Origin of the sequence: Bacillus silvicola (assembly GCF_050524305.1) — a bacterium.
GTDB lineage: Bacteria > Bacillota > Bacilli > Bacillales > Bacillaceae_G > Bacillus_A > Bacillus_A cereus_AT.
Genome location: NZ_JBNGVC010000013.1, coordinates 1,330,732 through 1,349,409, shown reverse-complemented (window position 1 = coordinate 1,349,409; position 18,678 = coordinate 1,330,732). Strand labels below are relative to the sequence as shown.

Sequence of the window (18,678 nt, the reverse complement as noted above, 5' to 3'; positions counted from 1 at the left end):
TTTATCTAGCTACGGCAGCTAGAATCTCCGGCCATTTCACACTCTCGGCCTGCGCCAAAAGCGCTTCTCGGTCGAGCGTTCCAATGACCTGCGATTCCGAGCGAGCTGCCTTCACTTTTACTTTACCCAGCCGAGCAGCATTTCCCGCACGAATTTGCTTGCTGCGACTGGTGTTTGATCACTATGGTCGTAGACTGGAGCTACTTCTACTAAATCTGCTCCAACTACATTTATATTTGAATTTGCAATTGCTACGATGGAATCTAATAGTTCTTTAGATGTGATACCTCCAGCCTCTAACGTTCCGGTTCCAGGAGCGTGAGCTGGGTCTAATACGTCAATGTCAATTGTGACATAGACTGGGCGTCCTGCAAGTTTCGGTAATACTTCTTTTAACGGTTCTAACACGTCAAATTTGTATAAGTTCATACCTACTTCTTTTGCCCATTCGAATTCTTCCTTCATTCCAGAACGAATACCGAAAGAATATACGTTTTCCGGACCAATTAAATCGCACACTTTACGAATTGGTGTAGAGTGGGATAAAGGCTCTCCCTCATATGACTCACGTAAGTCAGTATGGGCATCCATATGGATGATTGCTAAATCCGGATATTTTTTTGCCATTGCCTTAAAAATTGGCCAAGACACTAAGTGCTCACCGCCGAGACCTAGTGGAAACTTACCGGCATCTAAAAGTTTTGATACATACTCTTCAATCATGTCTAAGCTGCGTTGTGCATTTCCGAATGGTAATGGGATATCACCCGCATCAAAATATTTTACCTCTTCTAGTTCACGATCTAAATACGGACTATATTCTTCAAGACCAATTGATACTTCACGAATACGTGCAGGGCCAAAGCGAGATCCTGGACGGAAACTTACTGTCCAATCCATAGGCATCCCGTAAATAACTACCTCTGACTCTTCAAAACTTGGATGACTTTTAATAAATACTTTACCTGAATAAGCTTCATCAAAACGCATATTCTTTTCCTCCTTATGTGGAACTTAAGGTATCCCAACCTTTCACTATTTCTCAAATTTGGAGCGCACTGCTCCTCTTTCTCGATTTACCGGTGTCTTCTTTTTTAACGATAAGAAGACGATTTTCTTTACAGATGTGCAAGTAGCTAGCATGCTCAAGTCTTCTGGACAAACACCTTAAATGAGCTACTTACACTTTATTTGTTCAAACTCGATTTCTTACTTAATTAAATCGCCAACAAATTTCGGTAATGCGAATGCTGCATTGTGCAATTCTTTTGTGTAATATTTCGTTTCAATTTCGTGGAAACGCTCTTCACTTACTTCTAATGGATCATGTTTTTTAGATCCGATTGTGAATGTCCAAAGCCCACTTGGGTAAGTTGGAATGTTTGCCGTGTATAAACGAGTAATTGGGAAGATCTCTTTTACGTCTTTAAACACAGTTGTAATTAGTTCTGGTGTGAACCAAGGGTTGTCCGTTTGTGCAACGAAAATACCATCTTCTTTTAACGCTTTAGAGATTCCAGCGTAGAAGCCTTTTGTAAATAGGTTTACTGCTGGGCCTACTGGCTCAGTAGAATCTACCATAATTACGTCATATTCATTTTCGCTTTCTGCGATGTGTAGGAAACCGTCTCCTACTTTTACTTCTACACGCTCATTATCTAATGCGCCTGCAATTGATGGTAAGTATTGTTTAGAGTACTCAATTACTTTTCCATCGATTTCAACAAGAGTTGCTTTCTTTACGCTTGGGTGTTTTAACACTTCACGAATAACACCGCCATCGCCACCGCCTACAACTAATACGTTTTCAGGGTTTGGATGTGTAAATAAAGGTACGTGCGCTACCATTTCATGATAAACGAACTCGTCCTTTTCTGTTGTCATAACCATGCCATCTAAAATAAGCATGTTTCCGAACTCTTCCGTTTCAACCATATCAAGTTTTTGGAATTCTGTTTGCTCCGTATGTAATGTGCGGTTAATACGCGCCGTAATCCCAAAATGCTTTGTTTGTTTTTCAGTGAACCATAGTTCCATCGTACAATCACGCCTTTCAATGCAAATTTATAATAGGGACATCATTAATGTCCCCTAACAAAAATAAAACAAAACATCCAAAAAGTATAGTTAAAAGTACAAAAATACCGAAAATATATTTTAGTCAGAGGGTTCTAACATATATGCGAAAAGGGTTTGCTCTGTAACAGGAAAGAAAACCCTTTCTTAAGAAAGGGTTTTTGTCTCTATTTCTACCGGTTTACGAATCGGAATTAAGATTATTACGCAACCAACTAACACAACAATTCCACCGACTAAAAACGGACTTTGTGGTGAAACTGTATGACCGATGACTCCTGATAAAATTGGAGCAATCGCGCCTCCTAACCAACGAACGAAGTTATAAACACCTGATGTAACAGATCTTTCATAAGGTGAAATATCCATTACATAACTTGTAAATAACGCGTTATTTAATCCTGATGCTAATCCTGATAGAACGATTAACACGATTTGTAACCACATGATTTTAACGAAGAATAGTGCAATTAAGAAAATCGCAAATACGAGTAAACTACCTTTTAACAATGTTTTTGGTTCATATTTACCTTCTAGCTTATGCGCTAAAATTGCTGATCCGTAAGCTAATGCTAATCCCCATCCGCAAAATACAAATCCTAATTGAATAGCAGATAAATGCATAATCAGTGGTGAATATGCTAACACGACGAAAAATCCGTAGTAGTATAACATTCCCGAAATTGCACCTTGCATAAACGGTTTATACTTCACCAGGTTAAGTAATTCCCCTACGCCTGCCGCTTTACGCTTCACTTTTCGCTCCGGTTCTTTTACAAAAAAGAAAACTAAAATAAATGCTAAAGAAATTAAAATACTCGTCGCAAAAAATGGGTAACGCCAAGAATAGCCACCTAATATCCCGCCTAATAGTGGTCCACCTGCCATTCCTAAACCAATGGCTGCTTCATATAATCCTACTGCTTCATGAACTTCTTTACTTAATGCAATTAATAATGTCATTGCTGTAGCAAAAAACATCGCATTTCCTAATCCCCATCCAGCGCGGAAAAGAGATAATTGAGCAATCGTTTGCGATATACCACATATAAATGCAAATACAGTTACAATCGCAAGACCGATCGTCATCATTCGTTTATCACCAAATCTTGATGCAAATATTCCAGCTGGTAACATCATAATTGCCATCGTTAAAATATAAGCTGTAAATAACATCTCGACTTGCCAATGCGAAGCACCAATTTGTTCAGCAATACTTGGTAAAATTGGGTCGACCACTCCTATACCTGAAAAGGCAAGGAAGGTAGCCACCACTGTAATCAATCTCCCTAATTTTTGTTTACTCTCCATTTTGCTCATTCTCCTTTTGTATTCTCTAAAAATGTGACCGCTCGGCTTAAACTATCCTCTAGCTCCGCCTTCACACGCTGCATTTGCTCCATCTTCTCGTCTAACGTTTGCACTTGTTTTTCAAGCATCTCTTTAATCTCATGAATAACTTCACGGTCACGAGGATTTTCACTATTTCTTCTTTGTTCCATTCTTTCTTTTAACGATAAGAAATGTTGCATTTCTTGAAGCGTAATTCCTAACACTTCTTTCGCTTCCACAATCTTTTTAATTCTTGCAATGTCCTCATCTGTATACAGACGAATATTCCCCTCGCTGCGTTCTGGGGGATGAATTAAACCAATTTCCTCATAATAACGAAGTGTACGCTTTGTTAAACCAACTTGCCTTGTTACTTCATCGATTTTATACATGTTTATTCCTCCCTTCACTTGATTATTACATTTTACGTTAACGTTAACTTTTATGCAACTGTTAGACTTTTGTAAATGTTTGTCCTATTCAATTGTATTTTCCCCAAGGCAGTTTCATAATGAAGAAAAAGAGATGATAAGGAGATTTTCACATGAATAAACCACTTATTTTCGCTCACCGCGGGGTAAAAGGGACACATCCAGAGAATACGATGATTGCCTTTCAAGAAGCCGAACGCATTGGTGCTCATGGAATTGAACTTGATGTCCATTTATCAAAAGATGGTGAACTTGTCGTAATTCACGACGAAACCATCGATCGTACAACAAATGGCATAGGACTTGTTTCTGAAAAAACTGTAGAAGAATTACAAGCTTTAAATGCCGGTAGCCATAAAGACCCTTCTTTCCATGAGGCGAAAGTCCCAACTTTACGAGAAGTATTTATTTGGCTCTCTACAACAAATTTACAACTTAACATTGAATTGAAAACAGATGTTATTCACTATCCAAATATTGAAGAAAAGGTCGTTGCCCTTGTTCGTGAATATCATCTATCCAATCAAATTGTATTTTCATCATTTAACCATGATTCCGTTTCATTATTAGCAGAAATTGCGCCAGAAATTCCAAGGGCGATTTTGTACGATACACCACTTGCAGATCCAATTGCTGAAGCAAAAAAACGTGAGGCAACTGGATTACATCCAAACTTTCAATTATTAACGAAAGAGTTTGTCCAATTAGCACAGGGGCAAGGATACATTTTTCGCCCTTACACCATTAATGAATATAAAGATTTACAAACTATGATTGATTATGGCGTAGACGTCATTATTACTGATTGGCCAGCACGTGCTTTTGAGCTCCTTTCTTAAATGAAGGGGCTCTTTTTATTTTGGAAATTTCATTGTTTAAAATAAACAAAAACCCTCAATACTAATACAATAATGCTTGTATTAATGAGGGGCTGAAAAAGATGGATCAAACTATGAATCCAAAACTTAAAAAATATAAACGTCTTTTCTTCACCGTAATGTTTTCTTGTATTCTTTTTTTCGTTTTTTCCTTTTTCATTATCATTATAGCTGCAAAAATTATGGGACCTCCACCTGTTGCGGTTCCGCAAACGAGTGTCTTTTACGCTAATGATGACACTGTTATAGGGCAGAGTAATGAAATGCAAAAACGCTATAATGTATCTCTTGATGAAATTTCTCCTTATGTAAAAGAGGCGACACTATCTATTGAAGATCAACGATTCTACAAACATCATGGCTTTGATATGAAGCGCATTGTTGGTGCCATTGTTGCCGATTTAAAAGCAATGGCAAAAGTACAAGGTGCTAGTACTATTACACAACAGTATGCTCGTAACCTATACTTAGATCATGATAAAACGTGGAAACGTAAACTATTAGAAGCAATGTATACCGTTCGTCTTGAAGTAAACTACAATAAAAGTCATATTTTAGAAGGATATTTAAATACAATTTATTACGGGCATGGTGCTTACGGAATCGAAGCTGCTTCTCGCCTGTATTTTGATAAAACTGCAAAAGAATTAACATTAGCAGAGGCTAGTATGCTCGCAGGTATTCCGAAAGGACCTAGCTCCTATTCTCCCTTTTTTAAAGAAGAGCGTGCTAAAGGACGTCAGTCTCTCATACTAGATGAAATGGTAGAGCAAGGTTATATTACAAAACAGCAAGCTGCCTCAGCAAAAAAAGAAACACTTACTTTTGCCTCATTGGATACGAAAAAAGTTGCAGAAATTGCACCTTATTTCCAAGATGCTGTACAAGCTTCTCTTCTTCGTGATATCGGATTAGATGAGCAAGCCTTACAGCGGGGTGGCTTGCGTATTTATACAACGCTAGACCCTAAATTACAATCTGTAGCAGAGCAAGCTGTAAAAAATCATATTCCTGACACAACAAACATACAAACTGCTCTCGTCTCTATGAATCCGAAAACGGGTGAAGTGGCTGCCCTTGTTGGAGGAACTGATTATAATACGAGTCAATTTAACCGGGCTACACAAGCCGTTCGTCAGCCCGGTTCTACATTTAAGCCATTTCTATATTACGCAGCTTTGGAACGGGGATTCACCCCTGCTACGCGCTTAAAAAGCGAATACACTGTATTCACTTTAGGTGACGGCGTTTCAAAGTATAAACCGAAAAACTATAAAGATTATTATGCAGATGATTTCGTAACTATGGCACAAGCTCTCGCAGTCTCTGATAACATATATGCCGTGAAAACGAATTTGTTTTTAGGGGATGACACTCTCGCAAAAACTGCGAAGCAATTCGGAATTACGAGTGCATTAAAAGATGTGCCTTCTCTAGCTCTCGGTACGTCTCCTGTAAAACCGATTGAAATGGTGAATGCTTATAGCATGTTCGCAAATGGTGGAAAAGAAATAAAACCGATATTTATTCGCCGCATTATGGATCATGAAGGGAACATGTTATACGATGCCCATTTGGAGAGTAAACAAGTTCTCGATAAAAGCAAAGCGTTTGTGATGGAAGAGATGATGACTGGTATGTTTAATAAAAAACTAAGCAGCTATGCCGCTGTAACTGGGCAATCGATGTTATCAAAGCTATCAAGAACATATGCCGGAAAGTCTGGTTCTACTGAAACTGATAGTTGGATGATTGGATTTACCCCACAGCTCGTAACTGGTGTATGGGTTGGATATGATCAACCTAAATCCCTTTCAAACGTAGCAGAACAAGGATACGCGAAAAAAATATGGACCGATACGATGGAAAAAGGATTAGATGGACAGCCTAAAAAAGATTTCAAACAACCAACAGACGTTGTTGCTGTCGACGTTAACCCTGAAAACGGTAAGATTGCTACAAAAAATTGTCCCATTTCTGTGAAAATGTATTTCGCAAAAGGAACAGAGCCAACAGAGTATTGTATGGATCACGTTGATGATAAAGAAGAATTCGACAAGGCTAGTGAAGAGAAGAAAAAGACGGGCTGGTGGAAAAAATATCTCCCGTGGTAAGAAAGAAGGCTATTGTCATTCATTGTCGGTAAATCGATATTCCTTGGCGAATCGTTGATATATTTTCATATACCATGGTCCTAGTCACTAAATAAAAAGGATGTCACCTAGTCAAAAACTCGACTTACGGGACATCCTTTTCTTTTATTCACCTAATAATGCACGGCGCAATTCTTCACTAGATTCGTTCCAAATTGCTTCATTATGCTCTTTTAAGAATGTACCAAGTACTTTTTTAGATGATTCATCCATATGATCGATCATGATGTGACGCTTTAGTGATTTATCCATTTTGTTTACATGCTCTGGAAGTGATTTATATCCGCGGCGAATTTCACGATCAACTGTCATTTCACAAGCAGTTACACCTGCGTAATATGCACCGTTTGGTGTTCTTTCAATCGTTACCCAAACAAGCCAAAATGGTTTTCCGTTTGGAACTTCATCTTTATTTGTTAAAAATTTAATACCTTTTTCTACTGTACTACGCGCATGCATCGCACCGATATCAACGAACGCAGTTTTCTCTAATACATCAACAAATACAGGGGAAATATTTTCTAGGCTTAATGCCCCAACACCAAAACCACCATGTCCATCTGTTGAGTCATTCTTCACTATATTAAAACCGATTTTTTTCTTTTTCTCTGTCATATGTAAATTCCTCCTCGCTTAATAATTATAGGAGCCCGAAAATAGGCGCAATGATACTTTGTAAAAACACTAATACATATGGAATAACAACATTAAAAATAGGTTGAATTGTGTAATTGCTAAGCGGTGTAATAACAAGAATTAATAACGCAATTGCTCCATACTTTTCATACTGTGTCATTTTCGCACGAATATTTGCTGGTGCTAAATCTTCCACAACGCGATAACCATCAAGTGGCGGGATTGGTAATAAGTTAAATACAAGTAAAACAATATTAAGCATAATAAAAATCTGAAAGAATTGACCCAGCGTATCTGCTACTGCAGGTGGAATCGCATCTAATACACCAAATGTTATTAAGCTATACCAAATAATTAAACCAATTGCACTTAAGATAAGATTACTTATCGGTCCCGCTATAGAAACTAATATTCCCGCAAGACGCGGTCTTTTAAAGTTATACGGGTTAACCGGTACTGGTCTTGCCCAACCGAATCCAAGAATTAATACAGCAATCATACCAATAGGATCTAAATGAGCCATCGGTGATAACGTTAAACGTCCTTGTTTTTTTGCTGTATCGTCTCCAAATTTATATGCAACATACGCATGTGCAAATTCATGCACAGATAATGCAATAATAATTGCCATTGCTACCAATGGAATTTGTTGCAACGGATATCTAAATAACTGATCCATACTCCAACTCCTCTTCAATATGTCAAAAAAAGAAATTATTTGTTTTTTCGATTGTTCTTCCCCATAATCCGCTATAATAAGAGTGTAACTTACATAAAAGGAGCGATTGTACATGCCATACGTAACAGTGAAAATGCTAGAAGGACGCACAGAAGAACAAAAGAAAGCTCTTGCTGAGAAAGTAACAGCAGCAGTAAGCGAAACAACTGGTGCTCCTGAAGAAAACATCGTTGTTTTCATCGAAGAAATGTCTAAAAACCATTATGCAGTTGGCGGAAAACGCTTAAGCGACAAATAATCTCAAATTTTTTCATAAGAAGCAGCTCTTAGCTGCTTCTTATTTCTTTCCCTCTAACAACTCGATAATTCTCTCTTTATATTTTCCTCTTCTTCCATCTTCATAGATTAAATCATGCGGATAGAATAGTTTTTGATCCGTTCGCTTCTTACCTGTAATCGCCTCAACAATATCCGATTCACGCGAAAGCTCTCTAAGTTCCCCGTTCGGCATAAGAAGTAAGATTGGTAGACGTTCTTCTTCTTCTCCTGCACGATAAAAGTCATACGGTAAGTCTGATGTTGAATCAACAACTAAATAATACTCTGGATCGAGTCCAATCTTTTTAAATAAGCTACTTAATTCCATCCAATTATCTAAACCGTGCTTATCAGTAAACTCTACATATTTAAATAGATTTCTGTTCATAAAGCGGCGGCATAAATCACTTAAAATTTGATCTTCTTCGTCTTGCCATACTTGGAAGTAATAATACATTACGTTCTCGTCTAGCTTTAAATAATCCTCTACTGTTACTTCTTCTTCAAATAAAGAATAGAAATGAACAGGATGATTTTTAAACGCATAATACTTCTCATGCAACGATTTAGCTCGGTGTAAAATCTTCGTTAAAATTACTTCTGCACTACGTGTTACCGGATGAAAATATACTTGCCAATACATTTGATAACGGCTCATAATATAATGCTCTACAGCATGCATACCACTATTTTTAATGACAACTTGATTACCGTATGGGCGCATGACACGCAGTATACGCTCCATATCAAAGTTCCCATACTTTACACCAGTAAAATATGCATCTCTTAATAAATAATCCATACGATCAGCATCAATCTGGCTTGAAATCATACTAATCGCTAATTTATTAGTAGATGTTTTCGCAATGACATCTGCTACCTTTTGCGGGAAATCCTTATCAACACGGCTTAACACACGATTAATTTCCGTATCACCAACGATAATCTTTTGGGTAAATTTCTCATGATCTAACGAAAATACTTTTTCAAACGAGTGAGAAAACGGGCCGTGACCGACATCATGAAGTAATGCCGCACATAAACATAATAATCTATCTTCAGCATTCCAGTTCGGTCTGCCATCAAACACATCATCAATCATACGACGAATAATTTCATATACACCTAACGAATGAGTAAAGCGACTATGCTCTGCACCGTGAAATGTAAAAAATGTCGTTCCAAGCTGCTTTATACGGCGCAAGCGTTGAAATTCTTTCGTTCCGATTAAATCCCAAATAACGCGATCACGCACGTGCACATATTTATGTACTGGGTCTTTAAACACTTTTGTTTCGCTGAGTTTGTCGTTTAAATATACCACCTTCCGACATCCCCCTTCCTTTACTACATTCTTACTTTATATTATAAACGAAATAAGAAACAGAAAGAAATGAAAGACTATATTAATTCCTGTTATATAAAGAAAAATCACTCTTACCGACGTAAAAGTGATTTTTCTTTATATATTATTTTCCTAAAACAAACTCAGCAACTTCGTCTAAGATCATTTCTTTACCTAGTGGGAAGTATCCTTTGTTTAGGTCTTCATTGCTAATTGTGAATACGTGATTGTTTTTAACAGCGTTCATATTTTTCCAAATTGATTCTTCTTGGAATTCTTTTAGACGCTGAGAACCGTCACCAGTTGTAAATACGAATAAGTAATCTGGATTGTAATCGATTAAAGCTTCTTTTTGTACTTGTACTAATGGTTTATCAGTTGGTGTACCTTTAACTGCTGGTAACTTTAAGTCATTAAAGATTACGCTACCGTAACCGTAGTCACCGTATACGCGGAAAGCATTTGGATATGCAGCCATTTTCATGAATGTTGCATCACCAGTTTTAGCGATGATTTTGTCATGTAATTTGCTTGCTTTTTCATCATACTGTTTGAACCATTCTTTTGTTTCTTTCTCTTTACCGAAGATTTGACCTACTTCTTCGAATTTTGGACGCCATTGGTCTAATGGAGTTTTTAACATAACTGTTGGTGCAATTTTAGATAATTGATCATAAATCTTTTCTTGACGATTGTTTACAAGAATTAAGTCTGGTTTTGCAGCAGCTACTGCTTCGATGTTAATTTTATCGCCCCAAGCAGAACCTACTGGTTTCACGCCTTCTAATTTCTTTGCAATATGTCCATCAATTTTTTCTTGTGTTGTATTTGCAGTAATAATCGGTTTCATACCGAAAATTAATAATTCTTCTGTTGAACCACTAAGGTCAGCAATTTTCTTTGGATTTGCAGGAATTTTAATTTCCCCTTTTGCATGCTGTACAGTGCGCTCTTCAACCTTCGCATCTGCTTTCTTCTCTTCTTCTTTGTTAGAACAAGCTGCAAATAGTACAGAAGTAACAACTAGTACCATTGCTAATAGTGCCATTTTAAAATTCTTCATATTCCCACTCCTTCTAGCTGTATTTCTCTTATAATTTGCATGTAACTATAAGAAACGAAAACAACATTTAATTAATATATATTTATTAAATGTTGTTTATAGCCCGTTCTAACGGGCGTTCAACTTCCCATCTAGGGGTAAGAAGCTCAACGTCCATTAGAACCCCCCCCTCTCACCTCTTTAAGAGGGGGAAATTCTATTAATTATGCTTTTTTGCGCAATTGATTATTAATCATCGCTAAATCGTATGTTAAACAAATTGGTTTACAGTTTACTGGACATGGAACGATTTGCGCTTCAATCTCAAATACGTTACGAAGTGTTTCACTCGTCATAACTTCATCTGGCGTTCCTTGTTTCATTAACTTACCTGCTTTTAATGCAATCATATGATCAGAGAAACGAGAAGCATGATTTAAATCGTGAATAACCATCACAATCGTTCTGCCTTCTTCTTTGTTTAACTTCTTCAGTAAGTTTAATACCTCAAGTTGATGAGCCATATCTAAGTATGTTGTTGGTTCATCTAACACAAGTAAATCTGTTCCTTGTGCAAGAGCCATCGCAATCCATACACGTTGACGCTGCCCACCTGATAAGGCTTCTGCTGGACGATTTGCGAATTCTGTCATCCCCGTCACTTCAAGTGCCCAATGAATGTAGCGATAATCCTCTTCTTTCAATGTTCCAAATCCTTTTTGATGAGGAAAACGTCCATATGAAACAAGTTCAAACACAGTAAGGCCTGTTGGCACTTCTGCAGTTTGTGGTAAAATCGCCATTTTCTTTGCGATTTCTTTCGTTGGCTGTTTCTCAATTGCTTTTCCATCAAGATAAACAGTACCTCGTTTTGCTTTCAAAATACGAGAAGCCGCTTTTAATAATGTAGATTTCCCACAACCATTTGGTCCAATAATCGTTGTAATTTGCCCTTCCGGAATTTCAACTGTTAATCCATCTATAATTAACCCTTCATTATAGCCAACAGATACCGCATCAACCGCTAAAGTTGCCATACAAAAAGCCTCCCTTTATTTTGTCCTCATAAGTAAATATATGAAATATGGTGCGCCAATTACAGAAATAACAAGTCCGACCGGTATTTCTGAAGTTGGTAACACACTTCTTGAAATTACATCTGCAAATAAAAGTAAGAACGTTCCTATTAATGCAGCTGTTGGTAACATAATTTGATGTTTACCACCAACGAGGCTTCTCGCTAAATGCGGAGCCATTAAACCGATAAAACCAATGCCGCCCGCAACAGCGACAGATGCACCCGCTAAACAAACTGCAATAAATAATAATTTACGTCTTTCCTTTTCTACGTTTACACCAAGGCCAACTGCTGTAGAGTCGCCTAAATTCATTACATTTAATATGTGCGCTTTACTAATGGCAAGTGGTAAGAAAATAATCATCCATGGGAGTACACTTAGTACGAACTTCCAATCTGTTCCCCATAAACTTCCTGCCAACCAAATCGTTGCAAAACGGAAGTCGTTCGATGTCATCTTCATAGAAAAAATTAAACTAACAGCACCAAATCCAGCTGCAACAGCGATACCAACAAGAATTAATCGAGTTGATGAAACACCGTCTTTCCATGCTAGTAAATAAATAATAACCGCTGCCAATATCGCCCCAACTAGTGCGAAGAACGGAAGGATAAATACAGATAAAAGTGTACCTGTTCCAACTTTTCCGAAGAAAAAGTAGACGAATACAACAACTGTTAATCCCGCTCCAGCGTTAATACCGATAATACCTGGATCAGCAAGTGGGTTTCGTGATAACCCTTGCAAAATTGCACCTGACATAGCTAGTGCAGAACCAACTAATATAGCAATAACCATACGTGGCATACGAAATTCAAATAAAATAACAGATTGATCTTCTGCACCTAATCCAACCAATGACTTTAATACATCCATTGGTGGTATTTTAAATGTTCCTGTATTTAAGCTTACTAAAAATACAGCAACGATTAATCCTACTAAAATCGTTAAAATAGAAACGTTCTTTTTTGTTAAGACGCTCGTCCTCACATTTTCCCTCTCCCTTCGTTACGTGCTAAGTAGAGGAAGAATGGAACTCCAATTAGCGCTGTAATTGCTCCAATTGGCGTTTCAAATGGTGGATTAATAACGCGAGATAACATATCTGCACATTCAATTAACAATCCACCTAAGACCGCAGAACATGGAATAACCCATCTATAATCTGAGCCTACAAGGAAACGAGTCATATGTGGAATTACAAGACCAACAAATCCAACCGATCCTGCCATAGAAACCGCAGAACCCGTTAATACAAGAACAAGTACTGTTCCAATGAATTTAATTAATGTAGTATTTTGACCTAGCCCAATCGCAATTTCTTCACCAAAGCTTAAAATGGTAATATATCTCGACATCATAATTGCTATAATGAGACAAACAAGACCAATCGGTACTAACATATTAATACTTTGCCATTTCACTCCGGCAACGCCGCCTGCATTCCACATACTCACCTCTTGGGCAAGATTGAAGTACAATGCAATTCCAGATGAAATTGCCCCTAATAAAGCACTAATTGCAGCTCCAGCTAAAGCTAATTTCACAGGTGTTAATCCACCCGGTGAAGAAGACCCAATACCATATACAATACTTGCTCCAAACGCAGCTCCAATAAAAGATGCGATAACAAACATTAAATAAGGTGAATTAGGGAAGAATGCATACATAATTGCAATCCCGAATACAGCACCATCTGTAATCCCCATTAACGATGGTGATGCAAGTGGATTCCGTGTCATCCCTTGCATAATGGCTCCTGATACCGCTAAAAAGGCACCTGCAACTACGCCCCCTATCGCCCTAGGCATGCGAAGTTCTTGAATTACGTTATGATGCGTTATAGACCCATCAAACTGAAATACAGCTTGCCAAACGGTCTTTAAACTAATATCTGCAGCACCAAACGAAATAGAAACTGCCATGCTTAAAGCTAACAAAATTGTGCCTGCTATTAAAATAATAGAGGCAACGAGCGGTCTGCTCTTAATCTCTTTAACATTCACATCTTGCTGTTCTATACTCCTTGCGCTCGCTTCCATCCCTCAACCATCCTAACCAACAACATATATTTAATAAAATGAAATTTATTCTCAAATAGTAATAAAAAAAATTAGATGAATTGATATTTTCCTGATAATGATTCTCAGAATCAGACACTTTCTATTTTACCTACCGCTTCAAAAGGCTGTCAACCATTATTTTGAAATACGAATTCATACAAAACGCTATCTTACGGACATAAAAAAAGAAGAGTAATCTATTCACTCTTCTTTTTCTTACTTATTTAACTTTGCTTCAATTTTTACAATTAATTCGTCTTCTGTTGGAGCCGCAACTGGACGATTATTTACAAACGCGAATGATTTTTTACGACCAGGGCCACAGTAAGACTGACATGCAACCTCAATCGTTGCACATGAATCTACTTTTTTTAACTTCGGAATCAGCGTTTTAACGTTCGTCGCCTGACAATCATCGCACACACGAAATTCGTTTCCCATTATATATAACACTTCCTCTATTTTAAACTTTTCACAAGTACATTTAAAAATAAACACTAAATGGTATTTTACCGCTCTTTGAAGCTTGTTGCAAGTCTCCGGACATAGCTCTATTCCTATATAAGGCTACATATTATTTATATTTTCTCCTTCAAAAGCTTCCACCATTCATAGCAAAAATTTCTTCTCTTCATCGAAATCTACCATATTTTTAAAAGCTTTGTATAAAAGCTTTTTTTTTTGCCCATTATAAAAATAGGAAGTTCATAAAAAGAAAGGGAGTTGAATCTATGAAAGTAAGACAAGATGCTTGGACAGACGAGGACGATTTATTACTTGCTGAAACGGTGCTTCGCCATGTTCGAGAAGGAAGTACTCAATTGAATGCATTTGAAGAAGTAGGAGATCAGTTAAACCGCACATCCGCTGCTTGTGGTTTCCGCTGGAACGCTGTCGTTCGCTATAGTTATGAGCAGGCTCTTCAACTAGCAAAAAAACATCGTAAAGATAAAATGCGTGCTGCGAGCGGCGAACAGGCAAAAAAACGCTTACTTTATACACCACCAGCTTCAGAAGCGGTAGATGATTATGAAGAACTAGTACCATACGAAGCAGCTGTTCAATATAAAGAAGCAATTCCATATCAAGAGCCGACTGTCCCTGCTCCAAAAAGCTCGATAACAATGCAAGATGTTATTTACTTTTTACAAACAGTTGGATCTTCAAATATAAAAATAACAGCTCTTGAAAACGAGAATACGAGATTGAAACAAGAAATTAAAGCGCAAATCTTGCGAAATGAAGAACTAGAAAAGAAACTAGAAAAATTAGAACAACAATCTCATACTGTACAAGAAGATTACGAAACACTTATGAATATTATGAACCGAGCTCGTAAATTGGCAGTAATGGATGATGAGGAGCGTCCCCAAACCTCTTTCCGAATGGATCGAAACGGTAATTTAGAAAAAATTGCAGAATAAAAAGGATGCATGCAATGCATCCTTTTTATTCTTTCACTTCAAAATCCCCCTTTATCCCGCTATTTGTGGGCAGTAAAACTCCTTTTTTTATTTTTTGCTATAATAGAGATTGTCATTTTAAAGATAAGGGGTTAGTTATATGAGCAATTCCCGTTCGATTTTATCTCAGCCAGAGTGGCGTATTGTGGATCAGTCTAGTTTAGGACCAACATTCCATGCACTTCAGTCATTCGCAATGGATGACACTTTATGCACAAGCATCGGAAAAGGTCACTCCGCTGCAACAATGCGTTCTTGGGTTCATCACAATACAATTGTTCTTGGCATTCAAGATTCGCGCCTACCACATTTAGAAGAAGGTATTTCCTTTTTAAAAGAAAACAACTTCAATGTTATCGTTCGTAATTCTGGCGGACTTGCCGTCGTACTTGATGAAGGTGTTTTAAACGTATCACTTTTATTCCAAGAAACAGAAAAAGGTATCGATATTGATCTTGGGTACGATACGATGTGGCATTTAATTAAGGAAATGTTAAAAGATTACGATGTTACTATCGAGGCAAAAGAAATTGTTGGTTCTTACTGTCCTGGTAGCTATGATTTAAGTATTCGTAATCAAAAATTCGCTGGTATTTCACAGCGCCGTATTCGCGGTGGCGTTGCTGTACAAATTTACTTATGTGCAACAGGAAGCGGTTCTGAGCGTGCCGCACTCGTTCGTGATTTCTACAACGTAGCAATTCAAAGAGAAGAAACGCGATTTACGTACCCTGAAATTGTACCGAGTACGATGGCTTCACTCTCTGAATTACTTGGCGAAACAATTACAGTACAAGATTTAATGATGCGCCTTTTAAAAACGCTGCAACAATTCGCTCCAAAGTTAACACCATCTCAACTAACAGTAGATGAAATTCCTTTATACGAGACGAATTTACAACGTATTATTGATCGCAACAATAAAGCACTTGGTTTAGAAAAATAAAAAAGACCACCCATTTCAAAAGAAATAGGGTGGTCTTTTTTCATACTAATTCATTACAGAATTAAAGTGCTTGAGCTGCCGTAATTAAAGCTAACTTGTACACTTCTTCTTCGTTACATCCACGAGATAGGTCATTTACAGGCATGTTTAAACCTTGTAAGATTGGTCCTACTGCTTCGAAGTTACCTAAGCGTTGAGCGATTTTGTAGCCAATATTACCAGCTTCTAGGCTTGGGAATACGAATACGTTAGCATCACCTTTAATTGTAGAACCTGGAGCTTTCTTCTCAGCTACAGATGGTACGAATGCAGCATCGAATTGGAATTCTCCATCTAAAGTTAATTCAGGAGCCATTTCTTTCGCAATGCGAGTTGCTTCTACAACTTTTTCTGTTTCTGGAGATTTCGCAGAACCTTTTGTAGAGAAGCTTAACATAGCAACGCGTGGGTCAATGCCGAATAGTTCAGCAGTTTTCGCACTTTCGATACCAATTTCAGCTAAATCTTGGCTGTTTGGTGCAATGTTAATTGCGCAATCAGCGAATACATACTTCTCTTCTTCACGTACCATGATGAATACGCCTGAAGTTTTTGTAACGCCTGGTTTTGTTTTAATAATTTGAAGTGCTGGACGAACTGTATCAGCTGTAGAGTGAGCTGCACCACTTACTAAACCTTGTGCTTTGCCCATGTATACAAGCATTGTACCGAAGTAGTTTTCGTCTTTAAGGATTTTGCGAGCATCTTCTTCTGTTGCTTTACCTTTACGGCGTTCAACGAAAGATGCTACCATTGCATCCATTTCTTCATATGTAGCTGGGTCATAAATATCAACGCCTGCTAATGTTAAATTCATGCTAGCAGCTTTTGCGCTAATTTCTTCTTTATTACCAACTAAAATTGGTTTTACTAACTCTTCTTTTGCTAAACGCTCTGCAGCGCCTAAAATTCTTTCATCAGTTCCTTCAGGAAGTACGATAGAAATGCCTTTTCCTTGAACTTTTTCTTTTACTGTTGTAAATAAGTTGCTCACGAATAAACCCTCCTACATATGTTAAAAAAACTCTATCTTTAAGAATACTGCTTTTCTTCTATATTTTAAACTTATAGCTCCCAAAAAATAGATAAAATAAAAATGATTATATTTTCATAAAATTCAGCCATAAAATCCACCTTATTTTAGAAGGCTCTGCCCTCTTTACTATTCCCTATAAATGTGACAATTTTACGCGCTAAGGTTTTATATAGATGATTTTAAAACTATATATGCTATAGTTAACGTGTAAAATATCATTAACTGAGGTGAATAGAATGAGTGAAGCAACAACAACGTTAGATGGCTGGTATTGTTTACATGATTTACGTTCTATTGATTGGGCAGCATGGAAAACATTATCTAGTGACGAACGCGGACAAGCAGTGTCTGAATTTTTAAATGTCGTTGAAAAATGGAACGAAGTAGCTGCTGCAAAAAAAGGCAGTCATGCAATGTATACAGTTGTTGGTCAAAAAGCAGATATTATGCTGATGATCTTACGTCCAACAATGGAAGAATTAAATGAAATCGAAACAGAATTAAATAAAACAACATTAGCTGAATATTTAGTTCCTGCATATTCTTACGTATCTGTTGTTGAACTAAGCAACTACCTTCCAGCTGATGAAGATCCATACCAAAACCCACAAATCTTAGCTCGCTTATATCCTGAGTTACCAAAAGCAAATCATATTTGCTTCTATCCAATGGATAAGCGTCGCCAAGGTAATGACAACTGGTACATGCTTCCTATGGAAGAACGTAAAAAAATGATGTACAGTCACAGTAAAATCGGTCGCCAATACGCAGGGAAAGTACGCCAAGTAATTTCAGGATCAGTCGGATTCGACGATTTCGAGTGGGGCGTAACATTATTCGCTGACGATGTTCTTCAATTTAAGAAGCTTATATATGAAATGCGCTTCGATGAAGTAAGTGCTCGTTACGGTGAATTCGGTACATTCTTCGTTGGGAACATTTTACCAGACGAAAAAGTAGAGAAATTTTTACACATATAATAATGAAAAAGGAACGAATTTCGTTCCTTTTTTTATTATCCTCTATATTTCTTCTCAAAAAACTTCTTTTCTCTGCAAATTTGAACAAAAATCGACAAATTCTTTTCAAATTTCTTGTAAGATTGTAACCTTTTCACATCCAAATTTATGCTAAAATGGTACGAGCTATATGCTAATAACGA

19 protein-coding genes are annotated in these 18,678 nt (G+C 37.3%); 6 read left to right on the top strand and 13 right to left on the bottom strand.

Translation table 11 applies throughout. From position 1 onward, the window contains the following. Positions 1-117 precede the first annotated feature (117 nt). From speB to ACP6L7_RS29075, 4 genes are all read right to left on the bottom strand, one after another. On the bottom strand, positions 118-990 hold the full coding sequence (gene speB / locus ACP6L7_RS29090) for an agmatinase (protein ID WP_097831437.1): 873 nt from the start codon (positions 988-990) through the stop codon (positions 118-120). 219 nt (positions 991-1,209) lie between these two features. Further along, positions 1,210-2,037, bottom strand: coding sequence for a polyamine aminopropyltransferase (gene speE, locus ACP6L7_RS29085; protein ID WP_000424696.1), 828 nt, complete (start codon positions 2,035-2,037; stop codon positions 1,210-1,212). A 186-nt stretch (positions 2,038-2,223) separates the two neighbouring features. After that, positions 2,224-3,387: an MFS transporter gene (locus ACP6L7_RS29080; RefSeq protein WP_097831436.1), complete on the bottom strand. Its 1,164-nt coding sequence runs from the start codon at positions 3,385-3,387 to the stop codon at positions 2,224-2,226. A gap of 5 nt (positions 3,388-3,392) precedes the next feature. Further along, on the bottom strand, positions 3,393-3,800 hold the full coding sequence (locus tag ACP6L7_RS29075) for a MerR family transcriptional regulator (protein ID WP_097831435.1): 408 nt from the start codon (positions 3,798-3,800) through the stop codon (positions 3,393-3,395). Positions 3,801-3,952: 152 nt separating this feature from the next. On the opposite strand from ACP6L7_RS29075, the gene ACP6L7_RS29070 reads away from it, so the two are divergent. Together ACP6L7_RS29070 and ACP6L7_RS29065 are read left to right on the top strand one after the other, a co-directional pair. After that, positions 3,953-4,678, top strand: coding sequence for a glycerophosphodiester phosphodiesterase (locus ACP6L7_RS29070; RefSeq protein WP_097831434.1), 726 nt, complete (start codon positions 3,953-3,955; stop codon positions 4,676-4,678). A gap of 101 nt (positions 4,679-4,779) precedes the next feature. Beyond that, positions 4,780-6,831, top strand: coding sequence for a transglycosylase domain-containing protein (locus ACP6L7_RS29065; protein ID WP_097831433.1), 2,052 nt, complete (start codon positions 4,780-4,782; stop codon positions 6,829-6,831). Between the two features lie 144 nt (positions 6,832-6,975). Here the strand turns inward: ACP6L7_RS29065 and ACP6L7_RS29060 are convergent, their stop codons facing one another. Both ACP6L7_RS29060 and ACP6L7_RS29055 read right to left on the bottom strand, forming a co-directional pair. Continuing rightward, a complete protein-coding gene (locus tag ACP6L7_RS29060) occupies positions 6,976-7,485 on the bottom strand; it encodes a YwhD family protein (protein ID WP_002113108.1) in 510 nt (169 codons plus the stop codon). Positions 7,486-7,510: 25 nt separating this feature from the next. Next, entirely contained in the window at positions 7,511-8,185 is a 675-nt protein-coding gene (locus ACP6L7_RS29055; protein ID WP_070145628.1) for a site-2 protease family protein, read from the bottom strand. Between the two features lie 112 nt (positions 8,186-8,297). On the opposite strand from ACP6L7_RS29055, the gene thmT reads away from it, so the two are divergent. After that, positions 8,298-8,483, top strand: coding sequence for a 2-hydroxymuconate tautomerase (gene thmT, locus ACP6L7_RS29050; RefSeq protein WP_001147171.1), 186 nt, complete (start codon positions 8,298-8,300; stop codon positions 8,481-8,483). 39 nt (positions 8,484-8,522) lie between these two features. On the opposite strand, the gene ACP6L7_RS29045 is transcribed toward thmT, so the two are convergent. The 6 genes from ACP6L7_RS29045 to ACP6L7_RS29020 all read right to left on the bottom strand — a co-directional run bounded on the left by ACP6L7_RS29045 (position 8,523) and on the right by ACP6L7_RS29020 (position 14,473). Beyond that, entirely contained in the window at positions 8,523-9,827 is a 1,305-nt protein-coding gene (locus ACP6L7_RS29045) for an HD domain-containing protein (protein WP_000262736.1), read from the bottom strand. Positions 9,828-9,972: 145 nt separating this feature from the next. Continuing rightward, positions 9,973-10,911: an ABC transporter substrate-binding protein gene (locus tag ACP6L7_RS29040; RefSeq protein ID WP_002113112.1), complete on the bottom strand. Its 939-nt coding sequence runs from the start codon at positions 10,909-10,911 to the stop codon at positions 9,973-9,975. A gap of 203 nt (positions 10,912-11,114) precedes the next feature. Further along, on the bottom strand, positions 11,115-11,927 hold the full coding sequence (locus tag ACP6L7_RS29035) for an ABC transporter ATP-binding protein (protein WP_097831432.1): 813 nt from the start codon (positions 11,925-11,927) through the stop codon (positions 11,115-11,117). A 15-nt stretch (positions 11,928-11,942) separates the two neighbouring features. After that, on the bottom strand, positions 11,943-12,959 hold the full coding sequence (locus ACP6L7_RS29030; RefSeq protein ID WP_097831431.1) for a FecCD family ABC transporter permease: 1,017 nt from the start codon (positions 12,957-12,959) through the stop codon (positions 11,943-11,945). Then, positions 12,956-14,011, bottom strand: coding sequence for a FecCD family ABC transporter permease (locus ACP6L7_RS29025; RefSeq protein ID WP_000388282.1), 1,056 nt, complete (start codon positions 14,009-14,011; stop codon positions 12,956-12,958). The genes ACP6L7_RS29030 and ACP6L7_RS29025 overlap by 4 nt, the downstream gene beginning before the upstream one ends. Before the next feature lie 237 nt (positions 14,012-14,248). Beyond that, on the bottom strand, positions 14,249-14,473 hold the full coding sequence (locus tag ACP6L7_RS29020) for a YuzB family protein (RefSeq protein WP_000526075.1): 225 nt from the start codon (positions 14,471-14,473) through the stop codon (positions 14,249-14,251). 290 nt (positions 14,474-14,763) lie between these two features. Here ACP6L7_RS29020 and ACP6L7_RS29015 point away from each other — a divergent pair, with 290 nt between their 5' ends. Both ACP6L7_RS29015 and lipL read left to right on the top strand, forming a co-directional pair. Continuing rightward, complete coding sequence (locus tag ACP6L7_RS29015; protein ID WP_097831430.1) at positions 14,764-15,456, top strand: RsfA family transcriptional regulator; 693 nt, start codon at positions 14,764-14,766, stop codon at positions 15,454-15,456. A 139-nt stretch (positions 15,457-15,595) separates the two neighbouring features. Then, on the top strand, positions 15,596-16,441 hold the full coding sequence (gene lipL / locus ACP6L7_RS29010) for an octanoyl-[GcvH]:protein N-octanoyltransferase (protein ID WP_097831429.1): 846 nt from the start codon (positions 15,596-15,598) through the stop codon (positions 16,439-16,441). 61 nt (positions 16,442-16,502) lie between these two features. On the opposite strand, the gene pta is transcribed toward lipL, so the two are convergent. Beyond that, a complete protein-coding gene (gene pta / locus ACP6L7_RS29005) occupies positions 16,503-17,474 on the bottom strand; it encodes a phosphate acetyltransferase (protein WP_000067219.1) in 972 nt (323 codons plus the stop codon). A 278-nt stretch (positions 17,475-17,752) separates the two neighbouring features. Here pta and hemQ point away from each other — a divergent pair, with 278 nt between their 5' ends. Beyond that, positions 17,753-18,496 carry a hydrogen peroxide-dependent heme synthase gene (hemQ, locus tag ACP6L7_RS29000; protein ID WP_097831428.1) on the top strand — a complete coding sequence of 248 codons (744 nt, stop codon included), beginning with the start codon at positions 17,753-17,755 and terminating at the stop codon, positions 18,494-18,496. The last annotated feature ends 182 nt before the right edge of the window (positions 18,497-18,678 follow it).

Bases quoted from the DNA above. Each gene is read 5' to 3' on its own strand.
- lipL (WP_097831429.1), top strand. From the start codon at position 15,596: ATGAGCAATTCCCGTTCGATTTTATCTCAGCCAGAGTGGCGTATTGTG.
- ACP6L7_RS29020 (WP_000526075.1), bottom strand. From the start codon at position 14,473: ATGGGAAACGAATTTCGTGTGTGCGATGATTGTCAGGCGACGAACGTT.
- ACP6L7_RS29035 (WP_097831432.1), bottom strand. From the start codon at position 11,927: ATGGCAACTTTAGCGGTTGATGCGGTATCTGTTGGCTATAATGAAGGG.
- ACP6L7_RS29025 (WP_000388282.1), bottom strand. From the start codon at position 14,011: ATGGAAGCGAGCGCAAGGAGTATAGAACAGCAAGATGTGAATGTTAAA.
- ACP6L7_RS29015 (WP_097831430.1), top strand. From the start codon at position 14,764: ATGAAAGTAAGACAAGATGCTTGGACAGACGAGGACGATTTATTACTT.
- ACP6L7_RS29065 (WP_097831433.1), top strand. From the start codon at position 4,780: ATGGATCAAACTATGAATCCAAAACTTAAAAAATATAAACGTCTTTTC.
- ACP6L7_RS29040 (WP_002113112.1), bottom strand. From the start codon at position 10,911: ATGAAGAATTTTAAAATGGCACTATTAGCAATGGTACTAGTTGTTACT.
- speE (WP_000424696.1), bottom strand. From the start codon at position 2,037: ATGGAACTATGGTTCACTGAAAAACAAACAAAGCATTTTGGGATTACG.
- ACP6L7_RS29080 (WP_097831436.1), bottom strand. From the start codon at position 3,387: ATGGAGAGTAAACAAAAATTAGGGAGATTGATTACAGTGGTGGCTACC.
- ACP6L7_RS29075 (WP_097831435.1), bottom strand. From the start codon at position 3,800: ATGTATAAAATCGATGAAGTAACAAGGCAAGTTGGTTTAACAAAGCGT.
- hemQ (WP_097831428.1), top strand. From the start codon at position 17,753: ATGAGTGAAGCAACAACAACGTTAGATGGCTGGTATTGTTTACATGAT.
- ACP6L7_RS29060 (WP_002113108.1), bottom strand. From the start codon at position 7,485: ATGACAGAGAAAAAGAAAAAAATCGGTTTTAATATAGTGAAGAATGAC.
- speB (WP_097831437.1), bottom strand. From the start codon at position 990: ATGCGTTTTGATGAAGCTTATTCAGGTAAAGTATTTATTAAAAGTCAT.
- ACP6L7_RS29070 (WP_097831434.1), top strand. From the start codon at position 3,953: ATGAATAAACCACTTATTTTCGCTCACCGCGGGGTAAAAGGGACACAT.
- thmT (WP_001147171.1), top strand. From the start codon at position 8,298: ATGCCATACGTAACAGTGAAAATGCTAGAAGGACGCACAGAAGAACAA.
- ACP6L7_RS29055 (WP_070145628.1), bottom strand. From the start codon at position 8,185: ATGGATCAGTTATTTAGATATCCGTTGCAACAAATTCCATTGGTAGCA.